The organism is Streptomyces sp. NPDC005648 (assembly GCF_040605395.1).
GTDB lineage: Bacteria > Actinomycetota > Actinomycetes > Streptomycetales > Streptomycetaceae > Streptomyces.
Map to the genome: position 1 here is coordinate 97,121 of NZ_JBEXCS010000008.1, position 23,810 is coordinate 120,930.

19 protein-coding genes are annotated in these 23,810 nt (G+C 71.9%); 9 read left to right on the forward strand and 10 right to left on the reverse strand.

The window, feature by feature from the left end; all coding sequences use genetic code 11:
* The first annotated feature begins 93 nt into the window (after positions 1-93).
* From ABZT17_RS06915 to ABZT17_RS06945, 7 genes are read left to right on the forward strand one after another with little or no spacing between them, the layout of a single operon-like run.
* Positions 94-1,392 (forward strand): extracellular solute-binding protein, encoded by a 1,299-nt coding sequence (locus ABZT17_RS06915; protein WP_356344659.1) that lies wholly within the window; start codon positions 94-96, stop codon positions 1,390-1,392.
* Complete coding sequence (locus ABZT17_RS06920; RefSeq protein WP_356344662.1) at positions 1,389-2,261, forward strand: sugar ABC transporter permease; 873 nt, start codon at positions 1,389-1,391, stop codon at positions 2,259-2,261. The genes ABZT17_RS06915 and ABZT17_RS06920 overlap by 4 nt, the downstream gene beginning before the upstream one ends.
* Positions 2,258-3,163 (forward strand): carbohydrate ABC transporter permease, encoded by a 906-nt coding sequence (locus ABZT17_RS06925; protein ID WP_356344664.1) that lies wholly within the window; start codon positions 2,258-2,260, stop codon positions 3,161-3,163. Before ABZT17_RS06920 ends, ABZT17_RS06925 begins: the two co-directional genes overlap by 4 nt.
* 49 nt (positions 3,164-3,212) lie before the next feature.
* Positions 3,213-4,364: an ROK family transcriptional regulator gene (locus ABZT17_RS06930; protein ID WP_356344666.1), complete on the forward strand. Its 1,152-nt coding sequence runs from the start codon at positions 3,213-3,215 to the stop codon at positions 4,362-4,364.
* 47 nt (positions 4,365-4,411) lie between these two features.
* Positions 4,412-5,965, forward strand: coding sequence for a GMC oxidoreductase (locus ABZT17_RS06935; protein WP_356344817.1), 1,554 nt, complete (start codon positions 4,412-4,414; stop codon positions 5,963-5,965).
* Between the two features lie 2 nt (positions 5,966-5,967).
* Positions 5,968-6,576, forward strand: coding sequence for a nucleoside deaminase (locus ABZT17_RS06940; protein WP_356344668.1), 609 nt, complete (start codon positions 5,968-5,970; stop codon positions 6,574-6,576).
* Positions 6,573-7,514: a sugar phosphate isomerase/epimerase gene (locus tag ABZT17_RS06945; protein WP_356344671.1), complete on the forward strand. Its 942-nt coding sequence runs from the start codon at positions 6,573-6,575 to the stop codon at positions 7,512-7,514. Before ABZT17_RS06940 ends, ABZT17_RS06945 begins: the two co-directional genes overlap by 4 nt.
* Here ABZT17_RS06945 and ABZT17_RS06950 read toward each other — a convergent pair.
* From ABZT17_RS06950 to ABZT17_RS06990, 9 genes are all read right to left on the reverse strand, one after another.
* Positions 7,511-8,716 carry a cysteine desulfurase-like protein gene (locus ABZT17_RS06950; RefSeq protein WP_356344674.1) on the reverse strand — a complete coding sequence of 402 codons (1,206 nt, stop codon included), beginning with the start codon at positions 8,714-8,716 and terminating at the stop codon, positions 7,511-7,513. The two genes, ABZT17_RS06945 and ABZT17_RS06950, sit on opposite strands and share 4 nt — an antisense overlap.
* A 44-nt stretch (positions 8,717-8,760) precedes the next feature.
* Positions 8,761-9,918: a cytochrome P450 gene (locus ABZT17_RS06955; RefSeq protein ID WP_356344677.1), complete on the reverse strand. Its 1,158-nt coding sequence runs from the start codon at positions 9,916-9,918 to the stop codon at positions 8,761-8,763.
* Between the two features lie 143 nt (positions 9,919-10,061).
* The gene (locus ABZT17_RS06960; RefSeq protein ID WP_356344679.1) at positions 10,062-11,324 is read right to left on the reverse strand and encodes an MFS transporter; all 1,263 of its coding nucleotides are present in this window, start codon (positions 11,322-11,324) and stop codon (positions 10,062-10,064) included.
* A gap of 115 nt (positions 11,325-11,439) precedes the next feature.
* On the reverse strand, positions 11,440-12,843 hold the full coding sequence (locus ABZT17_RS06965; protein WP_356344682.1) for a condensation domain-containing protein: 1,404 nt from the start codon (positions 12,841-12,843) through the stop codon (positions 11,440-11,442).
* A gap of 99 nt (positions 12,844-12,942) precedes the next feature.
* Entirely contained in the window at positions 12,943-14,106 is a 1,164-nt protein-coding gene (locus ABZT17_RS06970; RefSeq protein ID WP_356344684.1) for an MFS transporter, read from the reverse strand.
* On the reverse strand, positions 14,084-14,641 hold the full coding sequence (locus tag ABZT17_RS06975; RefSeq protein ID WP_356344687.1) for a GNAT family N-acetyltransferase: 558 nt from the start codon (positions 14,639-14,641) through the stop codon (positions 14,084-14,086). The genes ABZT17_RS06970 and ABZT17_RS06975 overlap by 23 nt, the downstream gene beginning before the upstream one ends.
* Positions 14,638-15,828 (reverse strand): type III PLP-dependent enzyme, encoded by a 1,191-nt coding sequence (locus ABZT17_RS06980; protein ID WP_356344690.1) that lies wholly within the window; start codon positions 15,826-15,828, stop codon positions 14,638-14,640. The genes ABZT17_RS06975 and ABZT17_RS06980 overlap by 4 nt, the downstream gene beginning before the upstream one ends.
* Entirely contained in the window at positions 15,825-17,144 is a 1,320-nt protein-coding gene (locus ABZT17_RS06985) for a DUF6271 family protein (protein WP_356344692.1), read from the reverse strand. Before ABZT17_RS06985 ends, ABZT17_RS06980 begins: the two co-directional genes overlap by 4 nt.
* Complete coding sequence (locus tag ABZT17_RS06990; RefSeq protein WP_356344694.1) at positions 17,126-18,199, reverse strand: phytanoyl-CoA dioxygenase family protein; 1,074 nt, start codon at positions 18,197-18,199, stop codon at positions 17,126-17,128. Before ABZT17_RS06990 ends, ABZT17_RS06985 begins: the two co-directional genes overlap by 19 nt.
* Before the next feature lie 283 nt (positions 18,200-18,482).
* On the opposite strand from ABZT17_RS06990, the gene ABZT17_RS06995 reads away from it, so the two are divergent.
* The gene (locus ABZT17_RS06995) at positions 18,483-19,994 is read left to right on the forward strand and encodes a glycoside hydrolase family 3 N-terminal domain-containing protein (RefSeq protein ID WP_356344697.1); all 1,512 of its coding nucleotides are present in this window, start codon (positions 18,483-18,485) and stop codon (positions 19,992-19,994) included.
* A 69-nt stretch (positions 19,995-20,063) separates the two neighbouring features.
* Positions 20,064-22,592: a SpoIIE family protein phosphatase gene (locus tag ABZT17_RS07000; protein WP_356344699.1), complete on the forward strand. Its 2,529-nt coding sequence runs from the start codon at positions 20,064-20,066 to the stop codon at positions 22,590-22,592.
* A gap of 19 nt (positions 22,593-22,611) precedes the next feature.
* Here the strand turns inward: ABZT17_RS07000 and ABZT17_RS07005 are convergent, their stop codons facing one another.
* Entirely contained in the window at positions 22,612-23,772 is a 1,161-nt protein-coding gene (locus ABZT17_RS07005) for a substrate-binding domain-containing protein (RefSeq protein WP_356344702.1), read from the reverse strand.
* Between the last annotated feature and the right edge of the window lie 38 nt (positions 23,773-23,810).

Genomic DNA, 23,810 nt, shown 5'->3' on the forward strand with positions numbered 1-23,810 from the left:
GTGACGGGCGGGCCACGCCGGTGCAACACGGCGTTCGTAGCTTCGCAGTCAGCAATATCGCTGCTTTCCCGCGAAATCCCCCAGGAGCCCCCGATGTCCCACCCCTCCAGACGTGGTGCCCTGAAGTTGACCGCCGGCCTGGCGCTGCTCGGCGCCTCGGCCCTGACCGGCTGCGGCCGCGGCACGGAGACCGCGTCCGCCAAGACCTCCGCCGCGCCGATCGGCACCGCCCCGGCCACCGGCACCCTCGACGTGTGGGCCGCCCAGGGCGACGCCGACGTGCTGACCCAGGTGATCAAGCCGTTCAAGGCCGCGAACCCCAAGCTGACCGTGAAGTTCACGCTGATCCCGAACGCCGAGTACTACACCAAGCTCCAGTCGGCGATCGCGGCGGGCAAGGGACCCGACATCGCCCAGTTCTTCCCGGAGGAGCAGGCACAGTTCCTCGACCCGTCGATCCTGCGGGCCGTACCGGACGGGCTCGTCGACCCGGACAGCTTCTTCAAGAGCCTGTGGGAGGCGGGTGTGGTGGGGGGCGTGCCCTACACCGTGCCCTGGTACGCGTACACGTACGCGCTCGTCTACCGCTCCGACCTCGCCAGGAAAGCGGGCGTGAAGGCGCCCACCACCTGGGACCAGATGGTGCCGTTCCTCAAGGCGCTCCAGGGCGCGGGCGCCGGGCACGGGCTCGGGGCCGACATCGGCTGGGACGTCTTCAACGGCCAGGACGTCGCGATGTACGCCTGGCAGGCGGGCGGCTCGCTGCTGTCGGGCGGCAAGTGGACGCTGGACACTCCGGCGACCGTGGACGCGCTCAAGTACAACGCGTCCTTCTTCACGTCCAGGGCGGCCGACACCAGCGGACCGACCTTCCTCGACGCGCAGCCGTACTTCGTCTCCGGCAAGACCGCTTCGATGATCACCGGGCCCTGGGTGATCGGTCAGCTCGACACCGCGGCGAAGAAGAAGGGCTGGACGGCGGCCCATGTGGCCACCGCCCCGCTGCCGGCCGGCCCGTCGGGCAGCGTGTCCTTCTCTGCGGGCGGCACCTGGGGGGTCCTCGCCGACGCGGGCAACGCCGACGCGGCCTGGAAGTTCGTACGGTATCTGGCACGGCCCGCGACACAGATCGCGCAGTACCAGGCCTACAGCTCACTGCCGGCCGTGGTCTCCGCCTGGGACGACCCGGCCATCAAGGGCCAGCCGCTGCTCGACGCGTTCCTCACCCAGCTCAAGAACACCCGCGCCTTTCCCCAGGTGCCCACCTGGCAGCAGGTCGCCACCCGGCTGGGCAAGGAGACGGAGGCCGTCGCCAAGGGCACCCGCAGCGCGGCGAAGGCCGCCGCGAACGTACAGGCGTACGCCGAGAGTCTCGGCACGGGAGCGAAGTGAGGGCCCGCCGGACGGCCGTCGCCTGGCTGTTCCTCGCGCCCTTCACGGTGCTGTTCCTGCTCTTCACGGCGGTCCCGACGTTCTCGGCGCTCGGCTTCAGCCTCACCGATCTGCGGGGCACGGACCTGCGCCACCCGTTCGCGGTGAACTTCACCGGAGTGCAGAACTACGTCCGTCTCTTCCAGGACGACAGTTTCCTCAGGGACATCCTCAACACGGCGGTGTTCGTGGCCGTCGGGGTGCCGCTGACGATGGGCGTCGGCTTCGCGCTCGCCCTGGTGCTCGACTCCGGTGTCCGGCGGCTGCGCGGCGCCTTCCGTACGGTGTTCTTCGCGCCGGTCGTCACCAACGTCGTGGCGGTGGCGCTGATCTGGCGGTACGCCTTCAACGAGAACGGCACCGTGAACAAGGTCCTCGGCGCGATCGGCCTGGCCGGGCCGAACTGGCTGGACGATCAGCACCTGGCCATGCCCGTGGTCATCGCCCTCGGTGTCTGGCGCAACTTCGGCACCGCGATGGTGCTGTTCCTCGCCGGACTCCAGGCGATCCCCCGGGACGTCCACGAGGCGGCGTCCCTCGACGGGGCGGGAAAGCGGCGGCGGTTGTGGCACATCACCCTGCCGATGCTGATGCCGACGACCCTGATGGTCTCCGTCCTGCTCACCGTCTTCTACCTCCAGGTCTTCGACGAGCCGTACCTGCTCACCGACGGCGGCCCGCTCGGCTCCACCGAGTCGGTCGCGCTGTACACCTACCACCAGTTCGGGGTGGGCGAGCTGGGCGTCTCCTCGGCCGCGTCCTTCGTGATGCTGGCCCTCGTCGCCCTGGTGAGTGTCGTCCAGTTCCGACTGCTGAGGCCCCGCTCATGACCGCGATCACCGCACCGCAGAGCACCGAACCCACCACCGGCCCCGTCACCGGGGCGACCGCCGGCCGGATCGCCGTCCGCCACCGCTCGATCTCCCAACCTCTCCTCTACGGCGCCCTGTTGCTGTGCGCGCTGCTCACGCTGCTGCCGTTCGTCTGGGTGCTCAGCGGTTCGCTGCGCAGTCTGGACGAGATCCGCTCCGACCCCGGCGCATGGCTGCCGCACCATGTCACCTTCGACAACTTCACCCGGCTGTTCCGGACCCAGGGCTTCGGCCGGTTCCTGGCCAACAGTGTCGTCGTCGCGGCGCTGGTCGTCGTGGGCAACGTGGTGGCCGCCTCGGCGGCCGGATACGCCCTGGCCAAGCTGGAGTTCGCGGGCAGGCGGCTCGCGTTCGCGGCGGTCATGGCGGCGATGATGGTGCCGGTCACCTCGGTGTTCCTCACCCAGTTCGTGATCACCGTCGACCTGGGACTGGCGGACACCCTCACCGGTGTCGCGCTGCCGTCCATGGCGCTGCCGCTCTCGGTGTTCATCATGCGGCAGTACGCGCAGTCGATCCCGGACGAGCTGCTGGAGGCGGCCCGGATCGACGGCGCGGGCGAGTTCCGGATCTTCTTCCGGATCTTCCTGCCCCTGGCCGGTCCGGCCGTGGCGACGATCACGATCATGTCGTTCCTGTACTCCTGGAACAACTTCATCTGGCCGCTCATCGTGGCCCAGAGCATGTCGAGTTACACCCTCCCGGTCGGCCTCGCCGCCACCAGTCAGGCGGCGGCCCATGTCACCGACTACGGTCTGATGCTGGCCGGCGCGATCGTCGTGATGCTGCCGGTGCTGGTGCTCTTCCTGTTCCTGCAGCGGTACTTCGTGCAGGGCGTCGCGGGGACGGGGATGCGGTGACGGCGACCCGACCGGTGCGGACGGCGGCGCGGGGGTGCTGATGTCCGGGATGAACCAGAGTGCCGTACGACGGGTCAACACGTCGGTGATACTGCGGGCGCTGGCGGTCTCCGCCGGCCCGCTGAAGCTGACCGCGCTGGCCGAGCTGACGGGACTGTCGCGCCGTACCATCGAGCTGATCCTCGACTCCCTCGTGGAGGCGGGCTGGGTGGCCGAGCTCGACCGGGTGTCCACCAGCGGCTGCGCCGGCCGCCCCGCCCGCCGCTATGAACTGCGCGCCGAACACGCCCTGTTGGCGGCGGCCCAGATCAACACCGAGTACGCCTCGGCGGTCGTGGCCGATGTGCGGGGGCGGATCGTCGGCCGGGCCCAGCGTCCGCTGCGCGCCTATCAGGACCCGCGGGCCACCCTCGACGACGTGGCCGAACTGGTGGGCGAGGCGCTGGAGGACGCGGGCGGCTCGCCGGAGCGTCTGCGCGCCGGCGCGGTGGCGAGCGGCGGCGCGATCGACGACGACGGGGTGGTACGGCGGCTGGTGCACACCACCCGCTGGGAGGGCGTCCGGCTGCCGCAGGAGCTGGCGTGGCGCGTCCGGGTGCCGTGGTTCGCGGACAACGACTCCAACCTCGGCGCGCTCGCCGAACGTTGGCGGGGTGTGGCCGGCGACCACGACAACGTCGTCTGGGCGGTGCTCGGCAACCGGACCGGCCTCGGCATCCTGATCAGGGGCGCCGTGCACCGCGGGCTCGACGGGGCCGCCGGTGAGATCGTGGAGGCGGCGTCGATACCGACCGGCTCGGTGGAGAACCGCCCCGCGGCCTGGCTGACCTCTCCGGAGCCGGAGCGGCGGAACGTCGCGCTCGGCCGTTTCGAGGCGGCGCGGGCCGGTGACCCGCTCGCGCTCGCGGAGGTCGAGGAGTTCGTGGAGAACATCGCCTCCATCCTGACCACCCTGTCGTGGACCGTCGCGCCCTCGCTGATCGTCCTCGGCGGCGGACTGGAGGCCGCCGCCGATGTGCTGCTGCCCCGGGTGCGCGCGGCCCTGCGCGCCGCCCGCACCCCCGCGGTCGAACTACGGGCCACCGGCCTCGGGGCCGACGCCCCGCTCGTCGGCGCCGTCAAGCTGGCGCTGGACCGCATGGACACCGAGCTGTTCGGCCCCCTGGGCCCGAGCCGCCCCCACCTACGGAGTCTCACGTGACCACCCACATCCCCCACACCGACGTCCTCATCGTGGGCAGCGGCATCATGGGAGCCGCCGTGGCGCGGCTGCTGCGCGGGACCGATCCGGGGCTCGCCCTCACCATGGTCGACGCCGGCGCCCCGATCGGCGGGGCCCCCGGACGGCATCTGCACGACCTCGACGACCCGGGCCTGTGGGCGCGCTACAACGCCCAGGTGGCCACCGGCATCCAGGGCATGTACACCGGCGCGGAGGTGGTCCGCGAGGTCCCGGACACGCTCACCGGCCTGGCGCCCGGCATGTACCACGCGCTCGCGTTCGGCGAGGACGCCGAGTCGATGCCTCGGGCGGCCCTCGCGTGGAACACGGGAGGCATGGGAGTGCACTGGACGGCGGCGACACCCTGGCCGGCCGGGGACGAGGTGTTCGACTTCGGTGACCCGGAGGGCTGGGCGGCGGACCTGGCCACGGCCCACCGGCTGCTCGGCGTCACACCCGCCGCGATCGGCCCGACCCCCGTCGGACGACAGGTCCTCGACGTCCTGCGGCGACGCTACGACAGTGTCGGGCCCGAGGACCGTAGGCCGCAGCCGATGCCCATGGCCGTCACGGCGACCGGCTCAGGACCCATGCCGCGCACCGCGCCGGGGACCATCTTCCCGCCGATCGCCATGGGCGGTGACCCCGCTTTCAGGCTCCTCACCGGCACACTCACCACCTCCCTGCTCGTCGCCGGGGACGGCCGGGTCCGGGGCGCCCGGCTGCGCCGCCTCGCCGACGGCGTCGCATCGGAACTGCGCGCGGACGCCGTCGTGGTGTGCGCGGACGCGCTGCGCACCCCACAGCTGCTGTTCGCCTCGGGAATCCGCCCACCCGCGCTGGGCCGCCGTCTCAACGAACATGCCTTCATCACCGCCCGTGTCCTGCTCGACCTGGACCGGTTCGGCCTGGACCTGGAGGCGCTGCCGCTGCCGCGCCCCGGTGAGTTCAGCACCGACTCCCTCTGGCTGCCGCACAACGGGCCCGCGCAGCCGTTCCACGGCCAGATCATGAACCGGACGTACGTCGACGAGGGTGGCCGCCCGCTCGCCCACTCCGTGGGGCTCTCGCTGTACGCGCCGCTGGAGTCCCGCCCCGAGAACCGGCTGGTCTTCTCGGACGAGCGGACCGACCTGGCGGGGATGCCGCGCATCACCGTCGAGTTCGGCCACTCCGACGCCGACCGTGCGCTGATCGGGCGGGCGCTGGCCGAAGTGCGTTCGCTGGCCGAGGAGTTCGGCCCCTTCGACCCGGAGACGGAGAGCGCCCTGCTGCCGCCCGGCTCCTCGCTGCATCTGACCGGCACGGTCCGCACGGGTGCCGCCGACGACGGCACCAGCGTGTGCGACCCCGAGGGACGGGTGTGGGGCCACGACAATCTGTATCTCGCCGGCAACGGAGTGATCCCCACGGCGATGGCCGCGAACGTCACTCTGACCGGCATGGTGACGGCTGTCCGGGCCGCTCGCGCGCTGAGCGCCCGCGGGACGGCCAACACCGTGCACCGGCGGGAGGCCGGGTCCTCCGTCACCGTCGCCCAGGAAGCCGAACCGTCCATGAACATCGCGCAGGAAGTCTGAACATGATCGACATCGCGAAGGAATTCCGCGTCTCGCTGCCCGCGTGGATCGACGACGAGCTGGCCGAGGGGCCGGCGGTCCTCCCTTCCCGTGAGGACCGGATGCGGCTGGTGCACCGGCTCGCGGACCGCAACTGGCGCGAGGGCAACGGCGGTCCGTTCGCGGCACTGGTCGCCGAGCGGGAGAGCGGGCGGATCGTCTCGGTCGGGGTGAACGTCGTCCTCACCACCGGCGTCTCCGTCGCCCACGCCGAGGTCCTCGCACTCGGCCTGGCGCAGACGGCGACCGGCAGCTGGGATCTCGGGGGCAAGGGGATGCCGGGGCACGAGCTGGTCGTCAACTGGCGTCCGTGCGTCCAGTGTTACGGCGCGACCATGTGGTCCGGGGTGCGCGGACTGGTGGTCGCCGGCGAGGGGCCGGAGCTGGAGGAGATCACCACGTTCGACGAGGGGCCGGTCCGCGAGGACTGGGCCGAGCAGTTCGAGGAACGCGGCATCCAGGTCGTGTCGGACGTGCTGCGGGACGAGGCCCTCGCGGTGTTCCGCGCCTACCGCGAGGCCGTCGACGCGGGCGGGGTCGACGTCTACAACGCCCGGGGAGGCTCCGAGTGACCCGGCGTTTCGCGACGGACGTCATCACCTTCCACCACCCGGAGTTCTGGGGGCTCGACTCCGCCGCCGCACTGCGCGCATGGGCCCACGACCACCCCGGGGCCTTCTGGGAGCGGGTGATGGACTCGCTGCTCGCCTCAGGCGTCACCGGACTGGAGCTGACGTTCGCGCCGGGCGACATCGGCTCGGTGCTGCGGGCGTTCGGCAGCGCGGAGGCGTTCCGGCGCGAACTCGCCGGCCGTGGACTGTCTTTGGTGAGCGCCTTCATCGCCGACAGCGACGCGCCCGACTGGCGGCGGGCCGGCAACACGGCGGCGATCGTCGCCGACGCCGAGCGGCGCGCCGCGTTCCTCGCCGAGGCCGGAGCGGAGCTCCTGGTCGCCGGGCTGCCGATGCGGCAGACGTTCGGGATCCGCCCGCCCTTCTTCGTCGACGCCGCCTACATGGCCCGTATGGCCGACATCGCCCACGCCGTCGGCGAGGCCGTGGCCCACCACGGTGTCAGGCTCGCCCTGCACACGGAGTCCAACAGCACGCTCTGGTACGAGCGGGACATCGACCTGTTCATGGCGCTGACTGATCCTCGCTATGTCTGGCTCTGCCCCGACTCCTGCCATATCGCGCTCGGCGGCGGCGACCCGGTGGCCGTGGCCCGCCGCCACGCCCGGCGCATCGCCCTGGCGCACTGGAAGGACGCGGTCAAACCGATCGACGTGGAACTCACCGTCGACGAGACGGTCTTCGCCCAGCAGCGGCCCTACATGGCCGAGCTGGGCAAGGGCATCGTCGACTGGGAGGGCTGGGCGGACGCGATGTCCCGCACCCCGGGCGCGGGCACCGTCCTCGTCGAGCTGGACGAGGCGGTGGATCCGGTCGGGGCGCTGCGGGCGGGGACGGCGGTGGCGAGGGCGGCGCTGACCGGGTTCGAGGCCGCCTAGGAAGCGAGGAACTCGCCCAGTCCCGCCAGGAACCGGTCCACGTCCTCCGCGTTGTTGTACGGCGCCAGACCGATCCGCAGACCGCCGGTGTCGCCGAGGCCGAGCCGGCGGGACGCCTCGATCGCGTAGAAGGAGCCGGAGGGCGCGTGGACGCCCCGCTCGGCGAGGAAGCCGTAGGCATCGACCGTGCTGTGCTCCCGGAAGGTCAGCAGCAGGGTGGGCGTGCGGTCGGCGGCCCGGGAGTGGACGGTGATCCCGTCGAGCGAGGACAGGCCCTTGTCGAGCTGTGCGCGCAGGACCCGCTCATGTGCTTCCAGCGCTTCGAAGGCCGCGGTCAGCCGCTCGCGCCGGCTGCCTGTGGCGCTGGGGTCGAGGCCCGCGAGGAAGTCGACGGCGGCGCGGGTACCGGCCAGGAACTCGTAGGGCAGCGTGCCGAGTTCGAAGCGTTCCGGGACGACGTCGGTGGAGGGCAGCAGCTTGTCCGGCCGCAGGGTCTCCAGCAACTCCGGCCGGGCGGCGAGGACTCCGTGGTGCGGACCGAGGAACTTGTAGGCCGAGCAGACGACGAAGTCCGCGCCGAGTCGGTCCAGGTCGACCAGCGCGTGGGCGGTGTGGTGGACACCGTCGACGTACACCAGCGCCCCGGTCTCGTGGGCGAGCCGGGAGATCTCGGGGACCGCGGGGCGGGTGCCGATCAGGTTGGAGGCGGCGGTGACGGCGACCAGCCGGGTGCGCTCCGACAGCACGGCGCGGATGTCGTCGGGGGTCAGCTCCCCGGTGGCGGGGTCGAAGTCGGCCCAGCGCACGGTGGCGCCGGCCCGTTCGGCGGCCTGCACCCAGGGCCGGATGTTGGCGTCGTGGTCCAGCCGGGTCACGACCACCTCGTCGCCGGGCGCCCAGGACTTGGCGAGGGTGCGGGAGAAATCGTAGGTGAGCTGGGTGGCGCTGCGCCCGAAGACGATCCCGGACGGGTCCGCCCCGAGGAGGTCGGCCAGGGCGGCGCGGGTGCCGTTGACGATGGCCTCGGCGTTGCGCTCCCCCGGCGCGTTGTGTCCCCGGTTCGACAGCGGGCCGGCCAGGGCGCCGGCGATCGCCTCGATGACCGGCCGGGGTGTCTGGGTGCCGCCGGGGCCGTCGAAGTGCGCCACTCCCGCGTCGAGGGCGGGGAACTGGGAGCGGAGGGCGTTGATGTCATACGTCACGAGCTGCTCCTCGGGGCCGTCCTGATAGGTGCTTCAACAGTTCTTCAGCCCCACCGCACATGGAGGGCGGGCGGTTTACGGAAGACCAGGCCGTACGGCGTCGCCGGGTGCTCGGGGTCGAGCCGCAGGCCGGGGAGCCGGCCGAGGAGGCAGCGGAGAGCGACGCGGGTCTCCAGGCGGGCCAGATGGGCGGCGACGCAGTGGTGCGGGCCGTGGGCGAAGGCGAGCTGGAGGCGAGCATTGGCGCGGCGGACGTCGAAGCGGTCGGGGTCCGCGAAGACGGCGGGGTCACGGTTGGCACCGGCGAGGGAGACCGTGACGAGGTCGCCCTCACGTATGTCCGCCTCCCCGAGGACGGTGTCGCGGGTGGCGTACCGGTCCACGACCATCGCACCGGGCTCGAGGCGCAGCGACTCCTCGATCGCGCCGTCGAGCAGGTCGGCGTCGGCCTGGACCAGGGCGAGTTGGTCGGGGTGGCGGAGCAGGTGGAGCAGTGCGTTGGTGATCATCGCCTCGGTGGTCTCGATGCCGCCGAACATCATCACCGCGGCGTTGGAGGCCACCTCCGACGGCGTCAGCCGCTCGGCCGCCGAGATCAGGAGCGAGTGGGCACCCCGGTCGGCGAGGGTGGCCTCGACGGCGGCCCGCAGCTGCGCGTAGGCCGCGGCGCCCGCGGGGTCGGCGTCCTGACCCGCGGTGATGTCCGAGACGGCCCGCACGATGGACTCGTACCAGTCGAGGACGGTGTCCGCGTCGGTGCCGACCAGCCCGAGCGCCTCCGTCACGACGGCGACGGCGAGCGGGCCGGCGAGCGTGCGGCGCAGCTCGGCGGCGCCGGCCGGTGCGAGCGCGGTGACGAGCCGGTCGGTCTCCCGCTCGACGAAGGCGGCGAAGCCGTCGTGCACCGCGCGGGGCCGGAACGGCGGGGCGAAGGGCTCGCGGTGCCGGGCGTGGGCGTCACCGTCCAGGGAGAGCATGCTCGGTCCGACGACCTGGGCGGTGGAGAAGCGGGGGTCGTCGACGGTGAAGGTGACGGCGTCCCGCATCACCTCCAGCGCCAGGTCACGGCGGGTGACCAGCCAGCCGTCCAGTTCCGGCAGCCAGGACACGGGTTCGCGCGCCCGCAGCAGGGCGAGCCGGGGGTGCGGGTCGCGGGCGAGTTCGTCGAGCGTGGTGGCGGCGCCGACCGGGAATGCGTGCACGCCACAGGCTAACGCTCCCGGAACCGGTCGAGCAGGCCGGCCCCGATCGCGTGGCGGTGGCCGTGGGACGGGTGGCGTGGGCCGGTGAACACGCCGGTCTCCGACAGAGCGCGCTCATCGTCGGCCTCGGGGCCGGCCCGTCGTCACGCCGTGTCCGCCGCCGCCGTGCTCGGTGCCTGTGCTGCCGTCGTGCCGAAGCGGATGCCCTTGGCCTCCTTGCCGAACGCGCTCAGGACGATCACGGCGACCATGGCGGGTACCACGGTCCAGGCGATCGCCGGGGGGTAGCCGTGGCGTTCGGCGATGGCCTCCTGGATCGGGAGGTTGAGGGCGGCGATGAGGTTGCCGAGCTGGTAGGTGACGCCGGGGTAGAAGCCGCGGATCGCGTCCGGGCTCATCTCGGTGAGGTGCGCGGGGATCACGCCCCAGGCGCCCTGGACGCACAGTTGCATCAGGAAGGACGAGAGCATCAGCCAGCCGACCTGCGTGGACAGGACGAAGAACGGCACCACGACCAGGCCGGCGGCAGCCGCGATCATGATCGTACGGCGGCGGCCGAGTCGTTCGGAGTAGGCGCCCAGCACCATGCCGCCGATGATGGCGCCGACGTTGTAGACGACGGCGATGGCGATCGCGGTGTCCGGGGAGAGGCCGAGGCCCTTCTTGACGAAGGTCGGGTAGACGTCCTGCGTGCCGTGGGACAGCCAGTTGAAGGCGGTCATCAGCGCGACCAGGTACACGAACCGCTTCAGCACGGCCGGCTTTCTGAACACCTGGTGGGCGGGGGTGCGGTTGAGCCGGACGCTCTTCTCCCACACCTCGCTCTCCTCCACCCGGGACCGCACCCACAGGGCGACCAGGGCGGGCACCAGACTGAAGGCGAACAACCCCCGCCAGCCGAAGGCGGGTTCGATGCCGAAGAACGCCACCGCGGCGAGCAGATACCCGAGCGAGTAACCGCTCTGCAGCAGCCCGGACCAGAAGCCGCGCCGCTCGGCCGGGATCTTCTCCATGGCCAGCGCCGCGCCCAGTCCCCACTCGCCGCCCATGCCGATGCCGTAGAGCAGGCGCAGCACCAGCAGGACGGCGTAGTTGGGGGCGAACGCACAGGCGAAGCCGACGATCGAGTAGAAGACCACGTCGACCATGAGCGGAACCCGGCGGCCCTTGCGGTCGGCCCACATTCCGAAGAGCAACGCGCCGACCGGCCGCATCACCAGCGTCGCGGTGGTGAGGAAGGCCATGTCGGTGAGCGAGACCCCGAAGTCGTCGGCGATCTCGCTGTAGACGAGGACCACGAGGAAGTAGTCGAAGGCGTCCATCGCCCAGCCCAGATAGGCGGCGACGAAGGCGTTGCGCTGGTCCTTGGTGAGTCCTGCCGCCTGTTCCCGGACGGTTTTCAGCATCCCGGCCCTCCCACGGTTCCGCGGGTGAGGCTAGGCGCGGCGCAAGCGCCGGGGCAACGTGTGCACCGGCAAAGATCACACCAAGCCCACCGATGCGCGGACAGGCTCCCGGGCGCTAGACCCGTACGGTCAGGGCCGCGGCCTCGCGGGCCACCGCTACGACCCGCTCGCGCACGAGGTCGGCGGTGCGCCGCATGTTCCGGTGCGCGACCTCCGTGTCCGGCAGCCGGCACGCGAACTGCAGCCCCTCGTGGACACGGGTGACCCACGCGCACACCTGGTCCCCGTACGACACCCGGATCAGCCCGTACGCCTTCAGCTCCTGCCAGCGCTCGGCGCCCGGGATACCGCGCGAGTCGACGTAGGAGAGGATCGAGTACAGGTCGGGGGAGGTGGGCCGGAAGTCCGCGCCCAGCAGGCGCAGCACACGGGCGAGGGGCATCCGGGACAGCGGCCGGGTGTCGCGCAGCGCGGCGCGGACCAGCTCCAGGACGCCGTCGAAGTCCGTGGCCCGTGCCACCGGGATCTCGACCGGGGCGCCGCCCACGTACCAGCCGACGGAGTCGGCCCAGCGGGACTTGACCCGGGTGTGGAAGGGCACGACGGTGCGGTACACGCCGAGTCCGCCGATCTCGCGGGCGGCGAGCGCGACCGCCGCGACGACGCCGACGAGAGTGCCGCCGTAGGGCCGGCAGTAGGCCTCGAAGGCCGCCGCGTCCTCGGCGTCCACGAGCATCTCCGTGAGGAACCTCTGCTCGGGCAGCGGGCCCTCGGGGTCCAGGCCGAGATCGACGGGGAAGTTCGGCAGCTTGCCGTCGCAGCGGGCGATGAACTCGCGCCAGCGGCCGACCACGGTGTGCGTGTCGTCGATCAGATCGGCGTCCGTGCGCTCGCTCGCGCAGAAGTCGACGTAGCTGGCGACCGGTTGGGGCTCGACGGCCCGTCCGTCGAGCCCGGCCGCGTAGAGCTCGTGGATCTCCGCGGTGATGCGGTGGATCGAGTACGCGTCCACATTGCTGTGGTCGAACGCCATGTAGACACTCGCGCCGTCGTCCCGGACGACGGCGGCGAAGAGGAAGTTCGGCCAGGTGAGCGCGTCGGCGGCGACATCGAAACGGTCCTGCAGATAGCGGGTGAGCGTCACCGGGTCCGCGAACTCCCCGACGTCCTCGCGGTGCAGGGCGACGGCGCCCTCGCCCAGCGTGAACCGGCGCATCTCGTCACCGGCCCACCGGAACCCGCTGCGCAGCGTCTCGTGCCGCAGCATCCAGCTCTCCAACGCGCCCTGGAGCACGTCGAGTTCGATACGCCCCGGGATGTCGAAGGCGGTTCCGATCCAGGTCGGCACGAACAGCCCGTCCTCCCGCACGGTGCGTGCCGTACGGATATGGGACTCCTGGACGTACGCCGGTGGCCTCGCGTCGTCCGGCAGTGCTCGCGCCGCACCCACGGACGCCGGATGCAGCGTCCATTCCACGAGCCTTCCCGGCCGGATCTCGCACCGCTGGAGGTCGGTCATGCGCACAGGGCTCTCCGATCATCGCTCACCGCGTGCAGTGATCAACGATCGGCGGGTCGGAAGGCAACGCCCGCCGATGTCCCGTCGGCGGGCGTCCCGTCAGCCGGTCACGGGCGTCCACCGGATCCGGGTACTGCACAGCGAGACCACGGCCGCCGCCGCCGCGACCACCGCGAGGCCCCAGACCAGGCTGCTCGCGCTCGCGACGAAGCCGATGAGGGGCGGCCCGGCCAGCAGGCCCGTCGTGCCCATCGCGGCGACCAGTGCCAGCGCCTGTGAGCCCTGTTTCGCCGCGGCCACATAGACGCAGGGGGTCACGGCCGCGCAGCCGAGGCCGACGCAGGCGAACCCGATGAGAGCCGCCGTCACTCCCCCGCTCACCAGGGCGAAGGCCAGCCCGGCGGCGGCGAGTGCGCTGCCGAGCAGGACGACGCGCCCGTCACCCCAGCGGCTGCGCCACCCGTCGGCGAAGAGCCGGGCCACCACCATCATCCCGGACACCACGGCGATGCCCGTCGGTGCCAACTCCGCCGAGGCCTTGGCGACTTCGCGCAGATAGAGGGCGGACCAGTCGTTCATGGCGCCCTCGGTCACGGTGCCGAAGGCCATCGCACAGCACATCCAGAGGGTGATCCGGGACGGCAGACTCCATCCGGTGCGGCTCTTGTCCTGCCGTGCCTCGCCGGGAGCCTCGTCCTCCAGCAGGCCGGTGCGGGCCACGCCGGCCAGCAGGACGAGGACCACGGCGGCCACGCCGAAGTGCGCCGTGACGGAGGAGGTCGCCGCGGTCATGCCGGAGGCGAGCAGCGCCGCGAGCAGGGAACCGGCGCTGAAGGTGGCGTGCAGCCGGGCCATGGTGTTGCGTCGGTAGCGGGTCTCCAGTGCGGTGCCCTGCGCGTTCATGGCCACGTTCAGGCATCCCACGCACACCCCGTCGGCCACCATGACCAGCAGTGCCACCGGGTAGTCGGGGGCCACGGCGAGGGCCAGGAGCAGCGCGGTCAGGCACAGGGCCGACAGGAGTGCCAGCCGTGCCGAGCCCAGCCGCCTCACCAGGACCGGCACCAGCGGGAAGGACGCCACGGCGCCGATGCCGGCGGCCATCAGCAGCACTCCCACCTCGGCCGCGGTCAGACCGAGGTCGGCCTTGACGGCGGGGATGCGTGAGGCCCAGGTGGCGTACTGGAAGCCGAGGGAACAGAACAGCGCGGCGATGGCCGACCGGCCGCGGTGGAAGGGGTCATGGACACGGGACACGTACATCAACTCGCTTCGTGGACTCGGCCGTCGCCTCGGACATCGCCCTGGACATGTAGACGGCGTCGGCTCCGTAACCGGTGGGGACGATCCCCGGGCTCGCGCTGAACCCGCGCGCCGACCAGAACGGCTCGCTGCGCCCGACCGCGATCAGCGAGATCCGCTCGAACCCTCGTGCGGCGGCCGTCACGGTCAGGTGGCCGAGGAGGCGCTGCCCCAGTCCCCTGCCCCGCAGCCGCTCCAGGACGACGAGGTCGTGCAGGTGCAGATTGCGCGGTGCGGTCGACGGCGGTTCGGCCTTCTCCGCCCGCTCCAGGTCCGGGTATCCGAAGGGTGGATACGGCAGTGCCAGCAGGTACCCGGCCGGCCGCGCGCCGACGTCCAGGACGAAACAGGTGTGCGGCGAGGCGTCCACCCTGGAACGCAGGGCCGCGCGCCCCTCCGACAGGCCGAGGTGGGCATAGGTCCTGGACTCCATCGCCACGATGGCGTCCCAGTCGGCGTCGGCGATGGGGCGTACGCGCACGCCGTCGCCGCTCATGGACGTCCTTCGCCGACGCAGAGGTACGGCAGCGGGGCGAAGCCGTTGAAGCCCCGGGTGGTGTAGCTGATCGCGTAGGCGCCGCCGGCGAGCACCCAGACGGGATCGCCGGACGCCAGGTCCCGGGGGACGTGCACAAGGCCGTGGCCCGGCGGGTAGGCGTCGTCGCTGTCGCAGGTGGGACCGGCCAGGACGGCGGGGACGTACACGGGGTCGGCGTGGGTGGGGAACACGAGCGGGTACTGCAACGCGTCCATCTCGTAGAGGCCGTTGAACTTCCCGCAGCTCAGATACAGCCAGTACCGGCGCTCCCCGTCGGGGCCGCGGCGCTCGGCGAGCCGGGCCACATGGGCGCGCACCGCCCCGTGGTCGGCGACGAGGTGGCGCCCCGGCTCCATGACGAACTCCAGGTGCTCGCCGTGGACTTGTCTGAGGTGGCGCATGCCCTCGCGGATGACGGCGAAGATCTTGTCCAAGGGCGGGTCCAGCGGCGCGCCGTGCCGGTCGAGGTAACCGAGGGCGGGCAGACCGCCGCCGAGGTTGACGTGGTCCAGGACGATCCCGTGTCCCGCCAGGGCGGTGAGCACGTCGGCCAGGCGTTCGACGGCACTGTGCCAGGCGTCCGCCGTCATCTGCTGGGAGCCGACGTGCACGGACAGACCGGAGGGCGTGAGCCCCAGGTCCGGCGCCGCCCGCAGGATGCGCACGGCGTCCCCGGGTGTGCAGCCGAACTTGTCGCTGAGGCCCCACAGCGCCCCTTCGCCGCTGGTCGCGAGCCTGCAGAACACCCGGGCTCCCGGTGCGTGGGCCGCGATCGCCGCCAGGTCCTCCATGCTGTCGGTGGCGAAGACCGTCACGCCGAGGCGGTGGGCGTCGGCGATGTCCCGGTCCGACTTCACCGTGTTGCCGTAGTGGGTCCGGCCGACCGGGACGCCCGCGCGCAGCGCCTGCTCCAGTTCGCGCGGACTCGCCCCGTCGACTCCGGCGCCCTTCGCGGCGAGACGGGCGAGCACCTCGTCCACCGGACAGGCCTTCATCGCGAACCGCACGTCCACGCCCGGCAGTTCACGCCTGAGCGAGTCGTAGCGGTCTTCGATGCCGGTGAGGTCGAGGACGACACGGTCCTCGGTGGCCTCCGCCAGCGCGGCGAGCAACGGTGCGGACTCCCGCGTCCCGCGCGCCGTCACGGCCGCTGCCCCGGCATCGGGTCCACGGCGGTGAGCGCCGCCGATCTCACCAGCGGCTCCCACGCCTCCACCAGCAGGGCGAAGTCCTCGATGTCGCCGCGTGCCTCGTCCAGGAGACGTGCGCGCCGCTGCCGCAGCAGATCGGCGAACTCGGCGTATCTGCCGCCCAGTCGGCGGTAGGCGGTGTCGAGGACGTCCAGCCGGTGGACGTTCTCGCTCCGGTCGAGGCCCGCGCTCTTTCTCGCCAGCCGGGCCACGGCCGACGCGCGGACCCGCCCCTGTTCGTCGAGCAACGAGTCACCGGCCAGGGCCATGTGCTCGTAGATGAAGTTGAAGTAGAGCATCGACAGCAGGAACTTGACGAAGCGCAGCTGGTAGGCCGGGAAGCCGGTCTCGGTGCGGCGCTCGCCGGTGTAGTAGTTGACGATGTTCCGGTTGTGCAGGACGCCCGGCAGGGCGGCGTCGTGGACCAGGTGGATCAGGAAGTAGTCGCTGCCGATCGTGTCGGTCGCGGGCGGCAGGGGCACGCGTTCGTGAACGCCGTGGAAGGCGATGTTGCACATGTCCACGCGCATGGGATCGACGACGGTGAGCGTGGAGTGGTCCGCCGTGAAGGCCTCGGTGCCCGCGCCCCGGAACGACTCGTCGACGAGTTGTCCCTTCCGCTCGTCGGACCAGTGCGCGGGCGCCCAGAGACCGACCATGTCACGGTGGACGTCGGGGTCGATCCGGAGTATCTCGCCGATGTCGACGGAGAGTTCACCGACGAAGGAACTGCCGACCAGCGCGACCTCGCGGCTCATGAGGTCGGCGGCGAGTGCGGTCTCGGTGACATGGGGCGCGGCGTCGGCGGCGGTCCTGCCGAGCGACAGCAGTTCGTGGTGGACGGGGAAGACCCTCTCGCCGTCCACGACCTGGTAGCGGCTGTCGGAGTCCCGGCGGTGGACGGAATCACAGCCGAGCGCGGCGGCGAGGAGGAAGGCGCGGTTGGTGCAGGCGCCGTAGGACACACCGGCCGGGAGCATCAGGTCCAGCAGGTGGTCGGGCTTGACCGCGCCGGCCCGGTCGATCACCCGCCGCAGGAAGTCCGACTGCCGTGCCTCGTCGAGGTGGTGGACGACGATCCGTGGATCGGGGGGAATGCGGCGGACCGCTTCGGCGTGCTCCTCGAAGTCGCCCGCGGCGCAGGAGTCCAGGATCAGGAGACGCACCTCGGTGCCGAAGTGCCGGGCGGCGTAGGCCGCTTCCTCGGCCACGGCCGAGATGGTCGCCGTGCAGGGCCTGTTGGTCGGCAGGGTCAGACAGATTCGGCGCATGTTCCGTCTCCCGCGGACCGTGCCGCCGTGTCGAGGTCCGCGCCGCTCCAGGAGGTGAGGCCGAGCAGCCTGGCGCCGAGTTCGTCCAGGGTGGCCCTGCCGTAGCGCAGGGACTCGTGTCGTACGGCGTCGCCGAGCAGGGTCCCGTTCCAGTCCGGTGTGCCGAGGGTGCGCCATGACTCGACGCGGGAGCGCCGCAGCGTCTGGTGGGACTCCAGGGCCGGCATCATCGACAGGTACTGGACCGCGCGTACCTCACCGTCGGAGGTGTTCGGCGCCACGCCGTGGGCGAGGAGGCCGTTGAAGATCAGCAGGTCGCCGGCCTCCAGCCGCGGTCGCACCACGGGGAACTCCGCGCGGTCGATCCCGGGCCGGATCGGGTCGCGGTCGTCGGGCTGGAACGCCTTCCACTGGTCGAACCGTTTGAACAGTTCGGGGCAGCACTGGAAGCCGCCGAGTTCGGGTCCGGTGTCGGTCAGGGCGATGATGCCCTGGACGCGCTGCGGCGGTATGCCCAGCGTGGTGTCGACGTCCCAGTGGAGCTCGATGTCGAAGCCGTCCTCCGTGCGCGGGATCAGCGCGCGGGAACGGTTCCTGATGTTGGGCGGGTTGAGATTGAGCCGGTCGAGCGTCACCCACAGCTCTTCGCAGTCCCAGACGTCGACGAAGGCGTCGTAGACCCGCCGGGTCTGGCGGCTGTCCCAGATGAGCTGGTGGTGATAGGCCTCGACGAAGCCGTAGATGTGCAGTTCCCGGTCCAGGTCGGAGCGGTACTCGCGGTCCTCGTACCAGGTCTCCGGACGGTCGGGGTCCAGCCCCTGGAACTCCCAGGCGAAGTCCAGCAGTCGGCGGGCGTGGGCCGCGGGGATCGCCTGTCTGACGACGACGTAGCCGTACGTCTGCCATAAGGCGAGGTCCTCCTCCGAGAGGACGCGCAGCGGGCGGGTCTTCTTCAGGTCCCGCAGGGGTGTCTGGGCGAGATAGGTCTCGCCGTCCGAGCTGAAGTAGGGGATGGCTGAAGGGGCTCGATGGAGATAACGGTCAGTCGTGGGCATACGGTGCTCCACACCTCGTTCTCTGGTACCGGCGACCCGACCGGGTCACCAACTGCGCGGAGTGAGGGGGCGGCGGCCGTTCCCGCAGGATCACTGCACCACTGGCCGCACGAGCCCCACGTCGAACTCGCGTGCCACCAACTTGGACTAGACCAACTGGATGTGTCAAACACCCCAGTTGAGGGCGTGTTTTCGCCAAGTGGGCGAGATTCGGGCCCACTTGACACGAGCGGTTAGCCTGAGCGGAGACGCATTGGTCTGTACCAACAGAAGGGCGCATGCGATGGTCTCCAGCAAGCACGGCACGGAGTTGCGAGGGCTGGCGCGCTCCGTGCTGCAGCCGGGGTTCGTGGGCACCGAGGCGCCGGACTGGGTGCTGCGCGAGATCGCCGACGGGCTGGCGTCGGTGGTGCTCTTCTCCCGCAACATCGTCACCCCGGAGCAGGTCGCCCGGCTGACCGGCCGACTGCGCGCGGAGAACCCCGAGCTGATCATCGCCATCGACGAGGAGGCCGGGGACGTCACCCGGATCGAGTCCGCGACCGGCTCCACACGACCGGGCAACTTCGCGCTCGGCACGGTCGACGACACCGAGCTGACCGAGGCCGTCGCCGCCGACCTCGGCCGCCAGCTGCGCGCCATCGGTGTCAGCCTCGACTACGCGCCCAGCGCGGACGTCAACTCCAACCCGGACAACCCGATCATCGGGGTCAGGTCCTTCGGCGTCCACGCCAAGGTCGTGTCGCGGCACACCGGCGCGTGGATCCGGGGTCTGCAGTCGGCCGGTGTCGCCGCCTGCGCCAAGCACTTCCCCGGCCACGGCGACGTGGCCGTCGACTCCCACCACGGCCTGCCCGTCTACGACGCCGATCGCGAGCAGATCGCCGAACAGGCGCTGCCGCCGTTCCGTGCCGCCCTCGCCGCGGGCGTCCGCGCGGTGATGAGCGGTCATCTGCTGGTGCCCGCCTACGACCCCGACCTGCCCGCCACCCTGAGCCGGCGCATCCTGCACCGACTGCTGCGCGAGGAACTCGGGTTCGACGGAATCGTCGTCACCGACGCCATCGAGATGGGTGCCGTCGCCGACCGCTACGGGATCGGCGGCGCCGCGGTGCGGGCGGTCGCGGCCGGTGCCGACGCCGTCTGCGTGGGAGGCGAGAACGCGGAGGAGGCCACTGCCCGGCAGCTGGTGGACGCCCTGGCGAACGCGGTCGTCTCGGGCGGCCTCGCCGAGGAACGGCTCGCGGAAGCGGCCCACCGGGTGCGCGGGTTCGCGTCCTGGTCGACCGGACTGCGCCCGGTCCATGCCGCCGACTGGGACGCCGGCCGGATCGGCTTCGCGGCGGCCCGCCGGGCCATCCGGCTGCACGGAGCCGTACAGAGCGTCCTGCCGCTGGTCAACGCGCCGCACGTGGTGGAACTCGTGCCCACCACCAACCTGGCCATCGGCAAGGAGACCCCCTGGGGCGTGGCCACCCCGCTGGGCGAACGCCTGCCCGGCACGACCTCCGTCCGGGTCCGCCGCGAGGATCTGCGGTCACCGGTCACCGCCCTGGAGGCCCACGCCCTGGCGCCCGCCACGGGACGCCCGCTGGTCGTGGTGGTACGGGACGCCTCCCGCCACCCCTGGATGGCGCGCGCACTCGCCCACCTGCTCGCGGCCCGCCCCGACACGATCGTGGTGGAGATGGGTCTGCCCGGCACCCCGCTCCCCGCGACGGCGCAGATCTTCACCCATGGCGCCACCGCCGCGTCCGGGGTGGCGGCGGCGGAGGTCCTGGCGGGGGCCCTGTAGGGCGGACCGGCTCGACATTCATCCACAGATAGGTGCGAATGACCCTAAACTGGGAAAAGCACTCCATGGATGATCGAGGGCAGCGTGTCGGCCAACGGTATGGCATCGAGCTCGTACCCGCTCGGCGCCGCGGGTGTCGGCGAAGCGCCCGAGCGCGATGACGCGTTGGTGCGGGCCGTGGTCCACGCCGTGGAGGTCACCGGAGCACATACCGGAAGCGTGTTCCTGCTCTCCGGCGACCGTCGCTCGCTCGTGGTGGCCGCGTCCTGCGGGTCACCGCCCTCCCTGCTCACCGGGTGGCGTCGGATCCCGGTGAGCAGCCGTATACCGGTGGCGGAGGCGTTCCGCTCCGGGCGCATGGTCCACCTGGCCGGCCCGGAGGAGACGATGCGGCGCTTCCCCCAGCTCTCGATCGCCCTGCCCTACCCGTTCGGCTCCGCGTCGGTCCCCGTACGGGCGGGCGGGCGCACTTTCGGCGCCATCGCCGTCGTGTGGACGGCCAAGGGGGACGGGACGGGCCTGTCGAGGGCGCAGCGCGGACAGCTGCACTCCATCGCGGACCGTCTGGGCACCGCCCTCGCCGGGCTGCGGGCCCGCGGCGGACTCGGCGAGTACGACGAGCGGACGCCCCCGGTACTCGTCCCGCTGCCGGCCTCTCCGATGATCCGGGTGGGCCTGTTCGACTGGAATCTCGGCACCGGGGCCCTCACCGCCGACGACGAACTCTGCGCGATCCTCGGGATCGAGCCCCGCGCGTTCGACGGGCGGGCGGCCACGCTGGCGGCCCGTGTCGAGCCGACGGATCTGCCCGGTTTTCGGTCCGCCACCCGTGCCGCGGTCGAGGAGGGGCACATACTGGCGCACGGGCTGCGCATCCTGGACGGCCGTGGTGGGCACCGCGTCGTCGAGCTGTGGGGCCGGGTGCCGGAGAGCCCGGACGCCCCGGAGGCCTCGTGCCACCTGGTCGGCGCCGTGCTCGACTCCGGGAGCGGCATGGCCGCCGTGGCGGCGATCGAGCGGCTCGCGGACGGTTTCTTCGCGCTCTCTCCGGACGGGCGCCTCGCCTACGCCAACCACAGCCTGGAGGATCTGCTGCGGGTCCGCCAGGACGAACTCATCGGCCGACGCCTCTGGGACGTCATGCCCTGGCTGGCCGACCCCGTGTACGAGGACCGCTACCGGGCCGCCGTCATCTCCCAGCAGCCGGTCTCCTTCCTGGTCCGCCGCCCACCGGACGAGTGGCTGGTCTTCTCCCTCCACCCGGGCGCCCAGGGCATGACGGGATGGGCCTCACGCGTGCGACAGCCCGTACCGCCCGGCACCGGACCCGGTACACCGGTCGACGAGGAGGCACCGCCCGTCTCGCCGGCGGCTCCGCCCGCGGTCTCCCGCGTGGGTGCCCTCTACCGGGTGCTCACGCTCGGCAGTGCCCTCACCGGGGCGGTCACCGCGCACGAGGTGTTCGATGCCGTCGCCGATCAGCTGCTGCCCGCCTTCGGCGGCCAGAAGCTGGCGATCGCCGTGGTGGAGGAGCGGCGCCTGCACCTGCTCGCCCAGCGCGGCTACTCGAAACGCTTCCTCGCCCGGTTCGAAGGCACCCCGCTGCACGCCCGGCTGCCCATGACGGACGCCCTGACCTCCGGCGCCCCGCTCTTCGTCGAGTCCCGGGAGCAACTGCGCGCCATGTACCCCGGGATCATGGTGGGCCACTCCAACTCCTGGGCGTTCCTTCCGTTGATCGCCTCGAACCGCCCGGTTGGCGGCTGCATGCTCGGTTTCGACGACGTCCACCGGTTCCCCGACGAGGAGCGCGGCGTCCTCACCGCCTTGGGCGGCCTGATCGGCCAGGCCCTGGAACGCGCCAGGCTCTACGACGCCGAATTCGCCCTCGCCCGAGGCCTGCAGGACGCGCTGCTGCCGCACCGGCTGCCCTCCGTGCCGGGTCTGCGCGTCACCGGACGCTATCTTCCGGGCACCCGGGGAATGGAGATCGGCGGCGACTGGTACGACGTCATCCCGACCGGCGACGACGTCTCACTGATCGTCGGGGACGTCGAGGGGCACAACGTCCCCGCCGCGGCCGCCATGGGCCAACTGCGCAGCGCCATGCGGGCCTTCGTCGCCGCAGGTCACCGACCGGGCGAGGTCGTCGCCGGCACCAACCGGCTCCACATGGACCTCGACCCGGCGCTCCTCGCCAGCTGCTGCTACGCCCGGCTCCATCCCCGTTCGGGGGTCGTGCGCATCGTCCGCGCGGGCCATCTCCCGCCCCTGCTGCGCCTGTCCGACGGGCACACCAGGATCCTGGACGTGCCCGGCGGCCCACTGCTCGGCATCGACGCGGCGGCACACTTTCCGGAGTCGGAGCTGCGTCTGGCTCCCGGTTCGGTGCTCGCCCTGTACACGGACGGGTTGATCGAGAGGCGCGATTCGGACATCGGCTCCGACGTCGAGCGGCTCCGGGCGTCGCTGGCCCGTCTGGGCGGGGGCCGACTGGACGATCTGGCGGACGGGCTGCTGCGGGATGTGTGCCAGGTCCTCCCCGACCGGGCGGACGACATCGCACTCCTGCTCACCGAGTACGCACCGCCGCGTTGACCGGTCCCCGCAGCCACCGTCACCTGCCCCAGATCTTCCGGTACGCCTCCCGGTATCCCGCCGGATCCCAGGTCGTGGCGCCATGGCTGTTGTCGGCCGTGCTGATGTGGACGGGGGCCACATAGCCGCTGGCCGGCCGGCCGGAGAAGGCGCGGTTGAACTCGTCGACGATCTGCCAGCCCTGCAGGGACAGCGGCTCGGGCACGGTGGCCGCCTGGTACTGCCTGCTGTTGATCCGCTGGAAGGCGGAGGGGTCGCCGTCGCCCGCGCCGATGTTGAAGGGCGGGCCGGCACCGTTCCGGCCGGCCGCGCGGAAGGCCGGGGCGGCATCGGCGAAGTACAGGTCGTTGATGGCGACGGAGTGGGTCCATCTGCCCTGGAAGCGGGAGAGCAGTGAGGAGATCTCCCGGGGCGTGCGGCTGCCGGCGTCAGAGATCGGGATGTTCTCGTAGGCCAGGAGCCGCACCCCCGCGCAGGTGGCCAGCTCCTTCCTGATCAGGTCGGACTTGTACTTGGCGAAGGGGATCGAGGCGTCGGTGAAGACCACGGCCCCGGCGGTGCCGTAGGAGCTCGAGATGACCCACTGCGCGCTGGCTCTGGCCACGTCCTCGACCTTGGTGGTGACGTTGGTGAAGAGCCTCGGGCGCCGACTGGGGCCGGGGGAGGCGACCGCGTGCCAGCCGATGAGCGGGACGCCCGCCGCGTGCGCACGCGCCACCTGCTGCGAGGTCGAGTCCGGGTCGAAGCCCCCGATGACGATGCCCGAGGGTCTGACGTCCACGGCCTCGCTCATCGCCGCCTGGATGCCGGCGGGGGTGCCGCCGCCGTCGATCACCCGGACGTGCCAGCCGATGACGCGCGCGGCTTCCCGCACGCTGCCCGCGACGCCCGCGACTCCGGGATTGGTCATGGTCTGGGCGACGTAGACGAGAGTCTTGCCGCCCACCGCGGTGGGGCCGCTGGTCGGTCCGTGCCAGGGGACGTCGGTCCGCTGCGCCCGGCTGACGGCGGCCTGGGCCCTGGTCTGGACCGTGGGGCAGCCGCTCGGACCCGAGGTGGAGTGCGCCGGGTCGCTCGACGCGCCGCGTTCACAGCCGGCCAGCACGAAGACCGCGGCCACCAGGGCGGTGGCAGTGGACCGCGCGTTGCGGACGGTGGGGCTGTTGCGGTTGCGGTGCACGGAAGCTCCTTGCCGAGGATGCCGCACGGGCACTGTGG